Genomic DNA, 14,970 nt, shown 5'->3' with positions numbered 1-14,970 from the left:
TGCAACGGATGAGCCGTGTCGTGTCGTCGAACGCACACACCGGCCCACCATGACCGACTCTCCCTCCTGTCGGTCATCGGACTTAGTCGTCCATTTCCTCCCACTGAGGTGTGCGATGTCCCTGCTCCTCCGACGTGTGTTGGCTCTCACCGTGTTGGCGTTGGGCGTGTTACCCGTGGCGGCCAGTCGATTGGCCGCGCAGTCCGGTACCATCACCGGCAAGGTGACGGATGCGGCGACGCGGCGACCGCTCGAGAATGCCCAGGTGCAGGCCCAGCTGGTGGGTGGACAATCGTACGGTGCCATCTCGGGCGCCGATGGTGCCTTTCGCGTGGTCAATCTTCCCGATGGCACCTACAACGTCACGGTGCGCATGCTCGGGTTCGAGCAGCGGACGTTTACGGCGCAGCGGCCGGGCGCCAACATCGACGCCGCGCTGACGGAACGTCCCACGCAACTGAACCAGACCGTCGTCACGGCCAGCCGCAGCCGACCGGAAAAGGCGCTCGATGCGCCGGCCCAGATCTCGGTGGTCTCGAGCGAGCGCATCGAAGAGCGGCCGGCGGTGACGGTCACCGATCACCTGCGCAGCACCCCGGGCGTGGATATCAGTCGCGGTGGTATCGCCCAGTCGAACGTGGTGGCGCGTGGATTCAACAACGCCTTCAGCGGTTCCATGCTGATGCTGCAGGACTACCGCTTCGCCGGTGTGCCTTCCCTGCGCGTGAACGTGCCCTTCATGTTCACCGGGACCAATGAAGACATCGATCGCATGGAAGTGCTGCTCGGACCGGCGTCGGCGCTCTATGGTCCCAACAGCTCCAATGGTGTGTTGCATGTCATCACCAAGTCGCCGTTTGCCTCGCAAGGCACGACGATCAGCGTGGACGGTGGTGAGCGGTCGGTGATGCGGGCAGGTGTTCGTCATGCCGCCAAGCTGAACGACAAGTTCGCCGTGAAGCTCTCCGGTGAGTACATGCGCGGCAAGGACTGGGAGTTCACGGAGCTGTCCGAACCGGCGGTGTTCCCGTCGACCACGGACGTTCCGGCGTCGCGGCGGGGCAAGGCGAATGATCGCAACTTCGACCTCGAGCGGTTCACAGGCGAAGCGCGCATGGATATCCGGCCTACGGAGAACACCGAAGCGATCACCACGGTCGGCCACACGAACATCGGCAGTGGGATCGAATACACGGGTGCCAATGGGGCCGCGCAGATCAAGGGCTGGACCTACACCAGCCTGCAGCAGCGCTTCCGCTGGAATCGGTTGTTCGCCCAGGCGTTCGTCAACATGAGCAACGCGGGCAACGACAATGCGCAGTCGGATGAGGGCACCTATCTGCTGCGCTCCGGCAAGCCCATCGTGGACAAGTCCAAGGTGTGGGCGGTGCAGCTCCAGCACGGCTTCGATCTCGGCGCCAAGCAGAGCTTCACGTACGGCGTCGACTACATCGCCACCAACCCGGAAACGGGCAACACGATCAATGGCGGCAATGAGGACGTAGACAACGTCACGGAATACGGTGGCTATCTCCAGTCGTCCACCAAGCCCAACAAGTACTTCGAGCTGCTGTTGGCGGCCCGCGGTGACGCAAACAACGTGATCGAGGGACAGTTCTTCTCGCCCCGCGCGGCGCTGATTTTCAAGCCGACCGAGACGCAGAACATTCGTTTCACCTACAACCGCGCCTTCTCCACGCCGGCCAACTTCTCGTTCTTCCTCGATCTGATCCAGTCGCCGAACCTCGGGGGCTCGGGTTTTGACCTGTATGCGCGTGGCAATCCGCCGAAGAACGGATTCCAGTTCAACCGGAGTTGCGCTACGGGCAGTGCGTTTGGTTCGTACTGCATGAAGTCGGCGTATGCCTCGCAGGGACAGTTCGTGGGAACGTCCGCAGCGGCGGCGTTCCCGGGCGCGGTCCAGGCGCTGTCCTCGCGACTGACGCCGGGCATTGCGGCCGGACTCCAGGCAGGTGGCATGCCCGCCGCGCAGGCACAGGCGTTAGCCTCCGGTATCGTGCAGTACCTCGGTACGCGCACGCCCACCAATGCCGATCTGGCGACGCGTGTCTCCTACATCTCCAGCGCGACGACGCCGCTGGCGGCCAATGACCTGCAGGACATCAAGCCGCTGTCCGCGTCGTTCAACAACACCTTTGAAGTGGGCTACAAGGGCATTCTCGGCGATCGGTTCCGCTGGGATATCTCCTACTGGGGTCAGCAACGTGGTGATGTCGGCACGACGGCGGCGCTGTCCACGCCCAATGTGTTCTTTGGCAACCCGACGCAGTTGGGTGGTTATCTCGGCCAGCAAATCGGCGCGTATCTGGCTGGCGCTGGCGTTCCAGCGCAGCAGATTCCCGGCATCGCCTCTGCGCTCGCGACCTCGCTCACCCCGAGCGTAGCTGGCCTGCCGCTTGGCGTGGTGACCTTCGCCAACGGCAACACCGCGCCCAACGCGATCTATGCCACCTACCTGACGGTGCCTGGCAAGATCTGGGTGAGCGGCCTGGATATGGCCACCGATGTCGTGGCGACGGATCGTCTGACATTCGACATGGCCTTCAGTTGGCAGAGCCGCAACGTGTTCAACAACATCGCCGGCGGCAACAATCTGCCGCTCATGTCCAACTCGCCGAATTCGCGTGGCGCGTTGGGCATGCGCTATCGCAACGAAAACAACGGCATGGGCTTCGAGTTGCGCACGCGCTACAACGAAGCGTATCCGGTGAACTCCAGCGTGCACGCGACAAACTATGCGTTTCCGATCGCGGCCGGCCGGCCCGGTGCGGCGGCCAATCCGACCATCGGGGCCAATCGCTGCTCGCCGGTTGGCGCCGGTGCCTACTGCTACGCCGGTGTGCCGGAAGCGGTCACGTTCGACGCGCAGGTGTCGAAGCGCTTCGATCTGGGTGGCAAGCAGAAGCTGCTGTGGACCATCAACGCGCAGAACATGTTCGACAACCAGGTCCGCACGTTCCCGGGCATGCCCGAGATCGGCCGCATGGTCATGACGCGCCTGCAGTACAGCTTCTGATGCCCCCTCGCTGACCGGTCACCACCGCGTCACGACTCGGCGTCATGTGTGATCCAATCCGCGGGGCGGTGCCACTGGCATCGCCCCGCGTGACATGTTGAGACTGTCATGATTCTTCTCGATCCGTCGGCCACCCCGGTGATTGGACACCGAGGCAATCGGGCGCATGCCCCGGAGAACACCATCCCCTCCTTGCTGGAGGCGGTGGCGCTCGGCGTGGATGCCGTGGAGTTCGATCTGCACGTCACGCGCGACGGTGTGCTCGTGCTCATGCACGACACCACGCTCGATCGTACCACTGACGCCAGTGGGCCGGTGGCGGCGCGGACACTGGCCGAGCTGCGCGCGGTGGATGCCGGTGCCCGCTTCACCCGTGACGGGAGTTCATTCCCCTGGCGTGGACGCGGCGCCGGAATCCCGACGTTCGATGAAGTGGTGGACGCACTGCCTCGCACGCTGCCACTCATCATCGAGATCAAGACACCGGACGCCACACCGCTGCTGCGCGAGGCGATCGCGCGCCATGGCCTGGCGCCACGCATCATCGTGGCGGGGTTCGACGCGGCGTGCACCCGGCCGCTCCATGGCGCCGGATTTGCCATGGGTGCCTGTACACCCGACATGGTGAGCATCCTGCTCCCATCGCTCCTGCGACGACCACTGGCCGCGCCGGCTTTTCAGGCGATGTGCATTCCGCCCATTTACCACGGCATTCCGGTGCCGATTGCGTCCCTGGCGCGCAGCATGAAGCCCCACGGTGTGGTCACGCATATCTGGACCGTGAATGATCCCGCCTACGCGCTCAAGCTGTGGCGGCACGGTGTGAACGGCATCATCAGCGACGATCCTGGTGCCATCCTCGCCGTACGCGGCCTGCGGTCCGCTCGCTAGAAGACGGGAGAACACCGAGAGCCGCATCGCCATGATGATGCGCGCGATGTTTCGGTGACACTGCGCGACACGAGCGGTGCTACACTGCCGCCATGACACGAGCGAGACAGGAACTCGGATTGCTGGGCGAACGTATCGCCGCCCGCTGGCTCATACGCGAAGGATGGCAGCTCGTCGCACACCGCTTTCGCCATGGCCATCGCGACATCGACCTCATCATGCAGCGCGAGCAGGAAGTGGCGTTCGTGGAGGTGAAAGCCAGGCGCGGCGAGGCCTTCGGGTCACCGGTCGAAGCCGTGCACGCTCGCAAGCGACGGGAGCTGGTCCGTTCCGCCAAGGTGTGGGTCGATCGGCACGGCACCGAAGGGTTGGAATACCGGTTCGATGTGCTCGGAATACTGATAGACGGTCAAAATGTCCGTGTCAGACACATCGAAGGAGCATTCCAATTGTCCTGAAATCGGGCAGTTTTGGGAGTTGTCCACATCGCAACTTCTTCGTACTTTATTCGGGTCTTGGCCCAGTCTGCGTTCACCCTAGATTCTCGCGGGCCAGGGCATGGTGCTTCACCCCTCACGACGGCGGTCTTATGGCGGGCTCAGTGATAACCGACGACAAGCGCAAGGCCCTGGCGCTCGCAGTCGCTCAGATCGAGAAGAGCTGCGGCAAGGGTTCGATCATGCGGCTTGGTACCGACGCGAAGGTGCGGGTGGAGTCGATCCCGACCGGTGCCATCAATCTCGACGCCGCCATCGGTGTGGGTGGTATCCCGCGCGGCCGCGTCACCGAGATCTACGGTCCGGAGTCCAGCGGTAAGACCACGCTGTGTTTGCACGTCGTGGCCAACGCGCAGAAGCAGGGCGGCGTGGCGGCGTTCATCGACGCAGAGCACGCCCTCGACACCGAATACGCCAAGAAGCTGGGCGTGGATGTCGAGAACATGCTGATCTCGCAGCCGGACACCGGTGAACAGGCGCTCGAGATCTGCGAGATCCTCGTGCGCTCCGGAGCTGTCGATGTGATCGTGATCGACTCCGTGGCCGCGCTGGTCCCGAAGGCCGAAATCGAAGGCGACATGGGTGATTCGCACGTGGGCCTGCAGGCGCGCCTCATGAGTCAGGCGCTGCGCAAGCTCACCGGTGCCATCGCCCGTTCCAAGGTGTCGGTCATCTTCATCAATCAGTTGCGCGAAAAGATCGGCGTGATGTTCGGCAATCCGGAGACCACCACGGGTGGCAAGGCGCTCAAGTTCTACGCGTCGCTCCGTCTCGACATTCGTCGCATCGGCCCGGTGAAGGAGAAGGAAGACGTCATCGGTTCGCACGTGCGCGTGAAGGTCGTGAAGAACAAGGTCGCGCCGCCGTTCAAGCAGGCCGAGTTCGACATCATGTACGCGGAAGGCATCAGCCACACGTCGCTGCTGGTCGATATCGGTGTCGAGTCGGGCATCATCGACAAGGCGGGCGCCTGGTACAGCTATGGCACGCAGCGCATAGGGCAGGGCCGAGAAAACGCGAAGATGTTCCTCAAGGACAACCCGGCCCTCATGGCGGAGGTCGAGGACAAGGTGAAGACGGTGCTGGGTGTGAAGAACGGTGACGTCGGCGCAGAAGAGGCCGAAGAGTAGGACTGGGCGTCACCCGATGTTCGCATGAGAAGGGCCGAGGGGTTGCTTGCGGTGGGAAGTGGTGCCCGGATCACCACGGCTCATCGTGAGTTGCCCCTCGGCTTTTTTCATTCCCCCCACCCGCGCTCTACCCATCGTGGAAGCCTTGCGTATCAAATCCCTGCGGGAATCGCCGCGGCGTCCTGGGCGCTACCTGCTCGAATTGAGTGACGGGCAGGCCTTTGTGGTCGGGGTGGCCGTGTTGGCCGATGTGGGAGCGACCCGCATCGGCGCCGAGCTGACAGCGGATGCCGTAGAACGGCTTCGCGAAGAGTCCGTGATCACGGAGCTCATGGACCGGGCGGTCGATGCCCTCGCCCGCAGCCGGCGTACACGCAGTGAGCTCGAAGTTCGGCTGCGTCGTCGCGAAGCCACCCCGCTGCAGATCCGCACCGCACTCGATCGCCTCGAAGCCTCGGGGGTGCTGTCCGACGAAGCCGTGGCTCGCGCCGAAGCCGCCTCACGTCTCCGCCGCGGAGACGCACCGGCCCGGGTGCGTCAGCAGCTCCGAAAGAAGGGTGTGGCCGCCCCACGAGTGACCGCCGCCGTCGCGGAAGCACTGGAAGAGGCCCGAGAAGCCGGGTTCGATGAACTCGCATCATGCCGGGCCATTGCAGAAAAGCGCGTACGTTCGCTGGCGTCATTGGAGCCTGCCGTCGCCGAACGACGCCTGGTGGCCTTCCTGTTGCGACGAGGGTATGCGGGATCGCTCGTACGCCGCGTCGCACGGGAAGTGTTGCGACGCACGGAATAGCGACACCCTTGGAAGCGTTCGCCGGAAGCGGTTGCACAATCTTCATGTATTCGAGGCACCCTCGCCCACTGTTGCGCCTCGACATGTCTATATTTCCGGGCCTATGAACGCGTCCGAGATCCGCTCCCGATTCCTGGCCTTCTTCGAAAAGAACGGCCACGCCATCCGCCCAAGCTCCTCGCTTGTTCCGGCCGATGATCCCACCCTGCTGTTCACCAACGCAGGCATGGTGCAGTTCAAGAAGGTCTTCCTCGGCATGGAGGAAGCACCCGACGGGAAGCGGCGAGCTACCACCTCGCAGAAGTGCGTGCGGGCAGGTGGCAAGCACAACGACCTCGAACAGGTCGGTCACACGGCGCGTCACCACACGTTCTTCGAGATGCTCGGCAACTTCTCGTTCGGTGACTACTTCAAGCGCGATGCGATCAAGTTCGCGTGGGAGTTCATCACCGAAGATCTGAAGATTCCGCGTGAGCATCTGCGCGTCACCGTCTTCCATGAAGACGACGAAGCCCGTCAGTTGTGGAAGGACGTGGCCGACGTCCCCGAGAATCGTATCTACGGGCTCGGTGCCAAGGACAACTTCTGGCAGATGGCCGACACCGGTCCGTGTGGCCCGTGCACGGAGATCTACGTGGACCTGGCGAAGCTGGCCGCCGACTGGGCGTTTCCGGCTGATGCGACGGGTGAGTGGACCAACACCGAGATCGAGGACTATTCGCTCGACGCCTTTGTGGAAGGCGCCGAAGCGGGGCGTTTCCTGGAGATCTGGAACCTCGTGTTCATGCAGTTCGATCGGCAGGCGGATGGCACCTTGGTGCCGTTGCCCAAGCCGTCGGTCGACACGGGCGCGGGGCTCGAGCGCATTGCGGCAGTGATGCAGGGAGTGACCAACAACTTTCACACGGACCTCTTCCGCCCGCTGATCGCGAAGGTGGAGGACGTGGTGGGTATCGGCTACCCGTACCGTCCGGGCGTTGGGCTGGGCAAGGCGTATGCAAAGGACGGCCAGGAGATCGATCCGGCGTCGTTCCGCGTGCTGGCTGATCATGCGCGCGCGGTGGGCTTCCTGTTGGCCGACGGTGTGTTCCCCAGCAATGAAGGCCGTGGGTACGTGCTGCGCCGCATCCTGCGCCGCGCGGTGCGTCACGCCTGGCTGCTCGGTCGCCGCGAACCCACGCTGGTGCATGTGGTGGAAGTGCTGATCGACACCATGCGCGATCTGTATCCCGAGCTGCATGTGCGCCGAAAGCACATCCTCGAGACCACACGCGCCGAAGAAGACCGTTTCCTCACCACCATCGACGCGGGTATGTCCCGCTTCGAAGAACTGGCTCCAGCGGCCAGCACACAGGGCAGCACCACCATGCGTGGCACGCTGTCGGGTGAGGATGCGTTCCGTTTGTACGACACGTTTGGCTTCCCGATCGACCTGACCGACCTGATGGCCCGCGAACGCGGCTATCTGGTGGATATCGCCGGGTTCGAACGCTCGTTGCAGGCGCAGCGGAAGCAGTCGCAGGAAGATCGTAAGTCGCGTCAGATCACCGTCAGCGCGGATGACTTCGCCGATCCGACCCACTGGACGCACGATCAGCAGCACCAGGCGGCATTGGGGCGTTTCGTCGGCTACGAAACCACCGAGATCGAAACCATCGTCACGGCCGTGCGGCAACTGCCCGATGGACGGGTGGCGGTCATGCTGCGCGAGACGCCGTTTTATGCCGAGTCGGGCGGGCAGGTCTCCGACCACGGCACGATCACCGGTGAAGGATGGACCGTTGAAGTGAACGAGGTCCGCAAGCTCGACGGCCGCATCGCTGCCATTGGCTCGTCCACCGGAGAGATCATCTTCGGTCGGGCGCATGCTGTGGTACCGCGGGATCGTCGTCGCGACACGGAGCGTCACCACACCGCAACGCACCTCTTGCACGCCGCCCTACGTAAGGTGCTGGGCGATCATGTGCATCAGGCTGGTTCTCTGGTCACCCCCGACCGTCTCCGCTTCGACTTCACGCATCACGGTCCCGTGACGGCCGAACAACTGGCGGCTATCGAAGCCGATGTGAATGCCGGTGTGTGGCAGAGTGCGCCGGTGAATACGCGCGAGGAGTCCTATGTGGACGCCGTGGCGCACGGCGCGATGGCGTTGTTCGGTGAGAAGTACGGGGATGTGGTCCGCGTGGTGGAGATCCCGTCGCTGTCGGTCGAACTCTGCGGCGGCACACATGTGCGGAATACCGCGGAAATCGGCTTGGTGCGTGTCATCAACGAGAGCGGTGTGGCGGCCGGTGTGCGCCGCATCGAAGCCGTGAGCGGCCCGCGGGCGTTCCAGTTCCTCGCCGATCGTGAACGGGCGCTGCTGCAGGTGGCCTCGCGCCTCAAGGTGCCGATGTCGGGCATGACATCGGGCGCCGAGCAGATTGAACGCAAGCTCGACGCGCTGATGGACGAGCGGAAGCAACTCGAAAAGCGCCTCGAAGAGTCCCTGCGTGGCGGTGGGGCAGGCGGTGGATTGGCCCAGCAGCTCATCGCCAAGGCCATCGACGCCGGCGGCACGCGCTTCATCGCGGCCAAGGTCGATGTGCCGGACGTGAAGGCACTGCAGGCGCTTGGTGACGCCGTGCGTGAAGCGCTGGGCAGCGGCGTGGCCGTGCTGGGCGCCGCGCTGGCCGATGGGAAGGGGGCGCTCCTGGCCGTGGCAACGGACGATGCCCGTGATCGTGGGCTGCGGGCCGATGCGGTGGTGCGCGATGTGGCGGCGACGGTAGGCGGACGTGGTGGTGGCAAGCCGCACATGGCGCAGGCCGGTGTCGAACCTGGACAGATCGACGCGGCCCTGGCCGCCGCCGAAGCGGTGGTGAATCGCCTCGCCTCCACCGGCGCGTGAGTACGTCCGGTGCGGTGACCGTGGCGGACTGGATCGCCCGACTGGATCCACGCCCGCCGGCGGCGCTGCACGCCCGTCTGACCGACCTGCTGGCCCACAGTGCCAGCCGGCCGGTCGCCGAGGTGGCGGATGTTTGTATGGATACCGGGGTAGCACTGCTCGACCGCATGTTGGCGTCATCGGCAACGGGGCGCGACCATGCGCTCGACCTGTTGGCGGTGGACTCCCTGGTGACCTACGCCTTTCAGGCGGCGGCCGACAATCCGTCCCAGATCGAAGGTCGTGCGGCGGCAGCGATGGCGCGGATCGCCGAGTTGCCGGCGCGCACCCGGGAGTGATGGGCGAACGCTGGAGACCTGAGCACCTGATGCCATGATCGACATTCATTCGCACTTGCTGCCGGGCGTGGACGACGGATCCCCGTCATTCGAAGTCTCCGTTCCCGTCCTTGAACGGTTTGCGCGAGAAGGCGTTACGACCGTGGTCTGCACCCCGCATCTCAATGCCGGCCAGGCTGCGCAGGCGCCGTACGAAGCACATCTCGCGCTCTTTCAGGAACTCCAGCGTCGGGCACCGCAGGGCATGACGCTGGAGCTCGGCTGGGAGATCATGCTCGATACGCCGCAGATCGACCTCACCGCGCCTGAGCTTTCACTCGGATCCTCGCGGGCCGTGCTGGTCGAATTCACGCGAGGCGGGTTGCCGCGTGGGGCGTCCAACGAGCTGCGCCGAATCGCCCGAATGGGGCGCACGCCGGTGCTGGCTCATCCGGAGCGCTACTTCGGCTGCACCATCGATATGGTCCGGGAGTGGCGCAGTTTCGGGGTGGTGATTCAAACCGACGCCTCGGTGCTCATGGGACGGGGCGTGCCATCCGAGCTGGCGCGTGAAATGTTGGCCCTCGGTCTGATCGACATTCTCGCCTCCGACAATCATGGCGACCACCGCTCACTCGGGACGGCGCATAGCTGGCTGATGGAGCGTGGTGGGGAAGAACAGGTCGATTTGTTGACGCGTGTGAACGCGCGCCAGTTGCTGGACGACGAAGAAACGTTGCCGGTGCCACCGCTGGGTGGAGGCTTCTTCAGCAAGGTGCGCCGATTGTTCGGACGTTGAACACGCATTCGCATACTCAGCGCAAGTTATTTATTGACAGCGTGATGAGCTTGCATGCCTCAACCATATTCTCACGGATGACCGCGCTGTGATTTCTCTCCAAGGCAAGGTGGCGCTCGTTACCGGCGGGTCACGTGGCATCGGCGCCGCCTGTGTGCGGTTGTTGTCGTCGGCCGGCGCACGGGTGGCGATTGCCTATCGGACCCGTGATGCCGAGGCAGAGCGCCTGGCGGCCGAAGTCACCGCGCGTGGCGGGGAGGTGCTGCTGTACAAAGGCGAGCTGACCACGGCCGATGCGAACGCACGGTTTGTTCAGGCGGCGCTGGACCGGTTCGGGCACATCGACATCTTTGTGGGGAATGCCGGTGTCTGGCCGCCGGATCCGCTGCCCATTGAGGCCGTCCCGGCCGAGCGCTGGCGACAGACGATGGCCACGAATGTGGACGGCATGTACTTCGGTGCGCAGGCCGTGATTCCGCATCTGCCAGCCGGTGGGCGGATGATCTTCATCTCCAGTACCGCCGGACAGCGCGGCGAAGCCGGCCATGCCGACTATGCCGCAAGCAAGGGCGCCATGATCTCGTTCGTGAAGTCTCTGGCCGTGGAGCTCGGCCCACGAGACATCACGGTGAACAGCGTCGCGCCCGGATGGGTCGACACCGAGGCGGTTGCCATCCCCTTCGCGGATGAAGGCCGAGCCCGCATCGAAGCCAACATCCCCCTGCGAAGAGTGGCCGCTCCCGAGGATATCGCCGGTCCGGTCCTGTTCCTGGCCAGCCCGTTGGCGCGCCACGTCACCGGGGAAATCCTGAACGTGAATGGCGGGAGCGTGCTCTGCGGGTGAGCACACTCGACGAACGCGGGCTGCGCGTACCGGGCGCGGTCATCGAACTGGCTCGCACGCTGCAGGACGCCGGCTTCCCCACGTGGTGCGTCGGGGGCGCCGTTCGTGATGCGCTGCTGGGCCGGGCGTTGCTGGATTTTGATCTCGCCACGGCGGCCACCCCGGCGCAGGTGCGTCGGCTGTTCCGCCGGACCATTCCCGTCGGTATCGAGTTCGGCACGGTTGGCGTACTCGACCGCGACGGCCGCATGCATGAGGTCACGACCTTCCGCCATGATGTGAAGACCGATGGTCGACACGCCGTGGTGGAGTTTGGCGCATCACTGGATGAGGATCTGGCCCGCCGGGACTTCACCATCAATGCGATCGCGTTCGACCCGATTGCGCGCCGTCTGCACGATCCGTTTCGGGGGCGCGAGGACCTGCTGGCCGGCGTGGTGCGGGCGGTAGGCGTGGCTGAAGAGCGAATGCGGGAAGACCGCCTTCGTGCGTTGCGAGCGATCCGCTTCGCCAGCCGATTCGGCTTCGAGATCGAGCGGGAAACGTGGGTCGCCATCGAGGCCAGTGCGGCACACCTCACGCGACTGTCTCCGGAGCGCGTGAAGCAGGAGATCGACAAGACGCTGGAGCAGGTTGACGCGCCCTCGGTGGCGTTTGCCCGCTGGCGTGACGCGGGGGCCTTCGCGGCCGTTGTGCCGGCGCTTGCCCAGGTGCCGGACGGCACACTGGCGGCGATTGATCGTTTGCCCCGTGCCGTTACCCCCACTCGGCCGCTGCGCCGGACATTGCGGTTGGCAACGCTGTTTTCCTCGTTGGAAGGCAAGGAGGCGACGCGTGCGCTGCGGGCGTTGCGCGCTTCGAATCAGGAAATCAGCGTGGTCGGAGCGCTGGTCGACGGTTGGCAGCGCTTCGGCACGGCGCTCGAGGCGCACCTGGTAGCCGGCAGCCTGCCCAGTGATCCGGCACTGCGGCGCATCGCCGCGGATGTCGGGCGTCTGCGTGTGAATGCGCTCCTCAGGCTCGGGGCCGCGCACTGGGCCGGTGACACTCGGATCGCCCCGCGTCTCGTGCGTCAGCTCTTCCGTCGCCTGACCCACATCGCGTTCCATGATCCCATCGAGATCGCCGATCTGGCGATCGATGGCGACGATCTGCGCCAGCACGGACTGCGCGCCGGCCCCGCGTTGGGGCGTGTGTTGCAGCATCTACGCCACCTGGTGATCGAGGACCCGTCTCGCAACCAACGGGAGATCCTGCTCGCGCTGGCTGGCGAGTGGATCGCGCGCGGTGACGCCGCCCCGACCAGCGGCGCAGAGAGGGCATCGGGCCATGAGTGAACTGTCTCAACTCCGACCGTCTGGCCACGGCCGGTTTCATCCCGGCGAAGACTGGTTCGTGCATGTGGTGGAGCAGGAGATCCATCGGGTGGTGATCGGTACCAATGCCGAACGGGTGCTCGATACGATGCACGCGCTCTGTCTGCATCTCGATCCCGCGGTGGACATCGTCATGCGGGATCAGCGCACAGCGCGGCAGTGGGAAGGCCATCTGCTGCCGCTCCCCGAGGTCCGTGAAGCAGTAGGGCGATTGCGTCTGCCCCTCGCTTCGTATGGTGGCGTGGAGCTCTCGCTGTTCACCGGTGATGATCAGCTCTCCCTCACGCCCGAACTGTTGCTGGTGATCTACGCCCGCACCGATCGTTGGACGTTTCTACTCGAAGAGATCGGCTTCATCGCTCGTGACGTGATCCCGCCGCCGACCTGGCGATTGGCCAACGGGGCGCTTCGCCCCGCGCCGGCGCTGCGTGAGGCGCTGGAGGCGATTGGCAGTCGTCTGAGGCTGCACGAGGGTCCGTCATGAGCAAGCCCGTGCGCCCGGCGGGACCGTCGCTGTTCGCTTCACGTGTCGCGGAGCCTCTGGCCGCACGGATGCGCCCGCGCACGCTCGAGGAGTACCTCGGTCAGGAGCACCTGCTGGCCGTGGGGATGCCACTGCGTGAGGCCTTGTCGCGAGGCAAGGTGGATTCGATGGTGTTCTGGGGCCCACCAGGTGTTGGCAAGACCACACTGGCGCGTCTGCTGGCACAGTCCACGGAAGCGGCGTTCGTGAGTTTTTCCGCCGTCAGTGACGGTGTGGCCCGTGTGCGCGAAATCGTCGCCGAAGCAGAACGACGACGCGACGGCGGACGAGGCACGATCCTGTTTGTCGACGAGATCCATCGCTTCAATCGGGCGCAGCAGGATGCGTTTCTGCCCCATGTCGAAACGGGCACCGTCGTGCTGATCGGCGCGACGACGGAGAATCCGTCCTTCGCCCTCACTGGCGCACTCCTGTCGCGCGTGCGCGTGATGGTGCTCGAAGCCATCCCGGTGTCGACACTGGAAGGATTGGTGCAACGTGCCGTCGAAGACCGCGATCGTGGTCTCGGCGCGCGCGGCCTGTCCATCGATGACGATGCGCGGCATTTGCTGGCGGAATCGTCCGACGGTGATGCGCGGCGGTTGCTGGGTGTGCTCGAAGCGGCCGCTTCGCTGGTCGACGATGGCGGGGCCATTGTGCGGGCGACTGTGGAAGCCGCCATGCAGTATCGGCCGCCCCGCTATGACAAGTCGGGGGAAGAGCACTACAACCTGATCTCCGCCCTGCACAAAGCCCTGCGCGGCAGTGATCCACACGGCGCGTTGTATTGGTTGGCCCGCATGATTCAGGGCGGGGAAGATCCACGCTACATCGCGCGTCGCATGGTGCGCATGGCGACCGAAGACATCGGGCTGGCCGATCCGCAGGCGCTCAGTGTAGCCATGACGGCCGCGCAGACCTATGAGCGGCTCGGAAGCCCGGAAGGTGAGCTGGCATTGGCGCAGGCCGCGGTGTATCTGGCGACGGCGCCCAAGTCGGCCCGGGTGTACGAAGCGTGGAAAGCCGCACTGGAGGCCGCGCACGACACGCCGGCCGCGCCAGTGCCCATGCACCTGCGCAATGCGCCCACCAAGCTCATGAAGGAACTCGGCTATGGGACCGGGTACCAGTATGCGCACAGCGTGCCGGAAGCGTACCTGCCACAGTCGTACCTTCCCACACAGCTCGGCGAGCGCATCTTTTATGAGCCTGGCACCTTCGGCTTCGAGAAGGACATCGCCAAGCGCCTGGCCTGGTGGGCCTCCCTGCGCGCCCGCGCCGAGGAGCAGCCGGACCCGGAACCGTCACAGAGTGAACCGTCAGGAGAGTCGACGTGAAGACGCAGCAACGCACCCGCCGCTGGACGCCACGCGCGGTGATGATGATCACGATCGGGCTCGGCGTGGCCGTGACCGCTGCCTGTTCCACGCTCGGTCGAGCGACGTTCAAGGAACCCGGCGTGCAGCTCCGGGAGTTCACGATCACGGGACTGGGCCTGACCGGCGGCAGCGTGGACGTGATGCTGCAGGTGCACAATCCCAACGGCTACAAGCTTGATGCGCTCAAGATGACCTATCAGGTCGACGTGGATTCCATCAAGCTGGGCGACGGAGAACTCGACGGACGGTTTGTGGTGCCGGAGAAGGACTCCGCCATCGTGCGTCTGCCGATTCGCTTCACGTACGCCGGTCTCGGTGCGGCGGGCCGCTCCATGCTCAACGCGGGCACGATCAACTATCGTGTGCGCGGTGATTTCACCGTGGCCACACCGATCGGCAATTTCACGCGTCCGTACGATCAACGCGGCCGCTATTCTTCGGTGGCGGGCAACCGGTAGCCGCATTGCGGCTCAGACCGGACCGCCCACCCGCGC

General features: G+C 64.9%; 13 protein-coding genes. All 13 read left to right on the top strand.

The annotated features are described in order from the left end of the window. The first annotated feature begins 115 nt into the window (after nucleotides 1-115). The 13 genes from GAU_RS09860 (at nucleotide 116) to GAU_RS09800 (ending at nucleotide 14,934) form a co-directional block, all read left to right on the top strand. A complete protein-coding gene (locus GAU_RS09860) occupies nucleotides 116-3,037 on the top strand; it encodes a TonB-dependent receptor (protein WP_012683409.1) in 2,922 nt (973 codons plus the stop codon). A gap of 108 nt (nucleotides 3,038-3,145) precedes the next feature. Further along, the gene (locus GAU_RS09855) at nucleotides 3,146-3,928 is read left to right on the top strand and encodes a glycerophosphodiester phosphodiesterase family protein (RefSeq protein ID WP_052574349.1); all 783 of its coding nucleotides are present in this window, start codon (nucleotides 3,146-3,148) and stop codon (nucleotides 3,926-3,928) included. Between the two features lie 92 nt (nucleotides 3,929-4,020). After that, the gene (locus tag GAU_RS09850; protein WP_012683407.1) at nucleotides 4,021-4,386 is read left to right on the top strand and encodes a YraN family protein; all 366 of its coding nucleotides are present in this window, start codon (nucleotides 4,021-4,023) and stop codon (nucleotides 4,384-4,386) included. A 131-nt stretch (nucleotides 4,387-4,517) separates the two neighbouring features. Then, a complete protein-coding gene (gene recA / locus GAU_RS09845; RefSeq protein ID WP_041265433.1) occupies nucleotides 4,518-5,555 on the top strand; it encodes a recombinase RecA in 1,038 nt (345 codons plus the stop codon). Between the two features lie 136 nt (nucleotides 5,556-5,691). Further along, nucleotides 5,692-6,348 carry a regulatory protein RecX gene (locus GAU_RS09840; RefSeq protein WP_041265432.1) on the top strand — a complete coding sequence of 219 codons (657 nt, stop codon included), beginning with the start codon at nucleotides 5,692-5,694 and terminating at the stop codon, nucleotides 6,346-6,348. Between the two features lie 103 nt (nucleotides 6,349-6,451). After that, nucleotides 6,452-9,238, top strand: coding sequence for an alanine--tRNA ligase (gene alaS / locus GAU_RS09835; RefSeq protein WP_012683404.1), 2,787 nt, complete (start codon nucleotides 6,452-6,454; stop codon nucleotides 9,236-9,238). After that, the gene (locus GAU_RS09830) at nucleotides 9,235-9,576 is read left to right on the top strand and encodes a hypothetical protein (protein WP_012683403.1); all 342 of its coding nucleotides are present in this window, start codon (nucleotides 9,235-9,237) and stop codon (nucleotides 9,574-9,576) included. Before alaS ends, GAU_RS09830 begins: the two co-directional genes overlap by 4 nt. 34 nt (nucleotides 9,577-9,610) lie before the next feature. Continuing rightward, complete coding sequence (locus tag GAU_RS09825; protein WP_012683402.1) at nucleotides 9,611-10,354, top strand: tyrosine-protein phosphatase; 744 nt, start codon at nucleotides 9,611-9,613, stop codon at nucleotides 10,352-10,354. An 88-nt stretch (nucleotides 10,355-10,442) separates the two neighbouring features. Beyond that, on the top strand, nucleotides 10,443-11,198 hold the full coding sequence (locus tag GAU_RS09820; protein WP_012683401.1) for an SDR family NAD(P)-dependent oxidoreductase: 756 nt from the start codon (nucleotides 10,443-10,445) through the stop codon (nucleotides 11,196-11,198). After that, complete coding sequence (locus GAU_RS09815; RefSeq protein ID WP_012683400.1) at nucleotides 11,195-12,535, top strand: CCA tRNA nucleotidyltransferase; 1,341 nt, start codon at nucleotides 11,195-11,197, stop codon at nucleotides 12,533-12,535. Before GAU_RS09820 ends, GAU_RS09815 begins: the two co-directional genes overlap by 4 nt. Next, nucleotides 12,528-13,058 carry a hypothetical protein gene (locus GAU_RS09810; RefSeq protein ID WP_041265431.1) on the top strand — a complete coding sequence of 177 codons (531 nt, stop codon included), beginning with the start codon at nucleotides 12,528-12,530 and terminating at the stop codon, nucleotides 13,056-13,058. The genes GAU_RS09815 and GAU_RS09810 overlap by 8 nt, the downstream gene beginning before the upstream one ends. Next, nucleotides 13,055-14,434, top strand: coding sequence for a replication-associated recombination protein A (locus GAU_RS09805; RefSeq protein ID WP_012683398.1), 1,380 nt, complete (start codon nucleotides 13,055-13,057; stop codon nucleotides 14,432-14,434). Before GAU_RS09810 ends, GAU_RS09805 begins: the two co-directional genes overlap by 4 nt. Beyond that, nucleotides 14,431-14,934 carry an LEA type 2 family protein gene (locus GAU_RS09800; RefSeq protein ID WP_012683397.1) on the top strand — a complete coding sequence of 168 codons (504 nt, stop codon included), beginning with the start codon at nucleotides 14,431-14,433 and terminating at the stop codon, nucleotides 14,932-14,934. Before GAU_RS09805 ends, GAU_RS09800 begins: the two co-directional genes overlap by 4 nt. Nucleotides 14,935-14,970 lie beyond the last annotated feature (36 nt).

It is taken from the genome of Gemmatimonas aurantiaca T-27, from assembly GCF_000010305.1.
GTDB lineage: Bacteria > Gemmatimonadota > Gemmatimonadetes > Gemmatimonadales > Gemmatimonadaceae > Gemmatimonas > Gemmatimonas aurantiaca.
The sequence above is the reverse complement of the archived record's forward strand: the minus strand, read 5'-3'. Positions and strand labels throughout refer to the sequence as shown.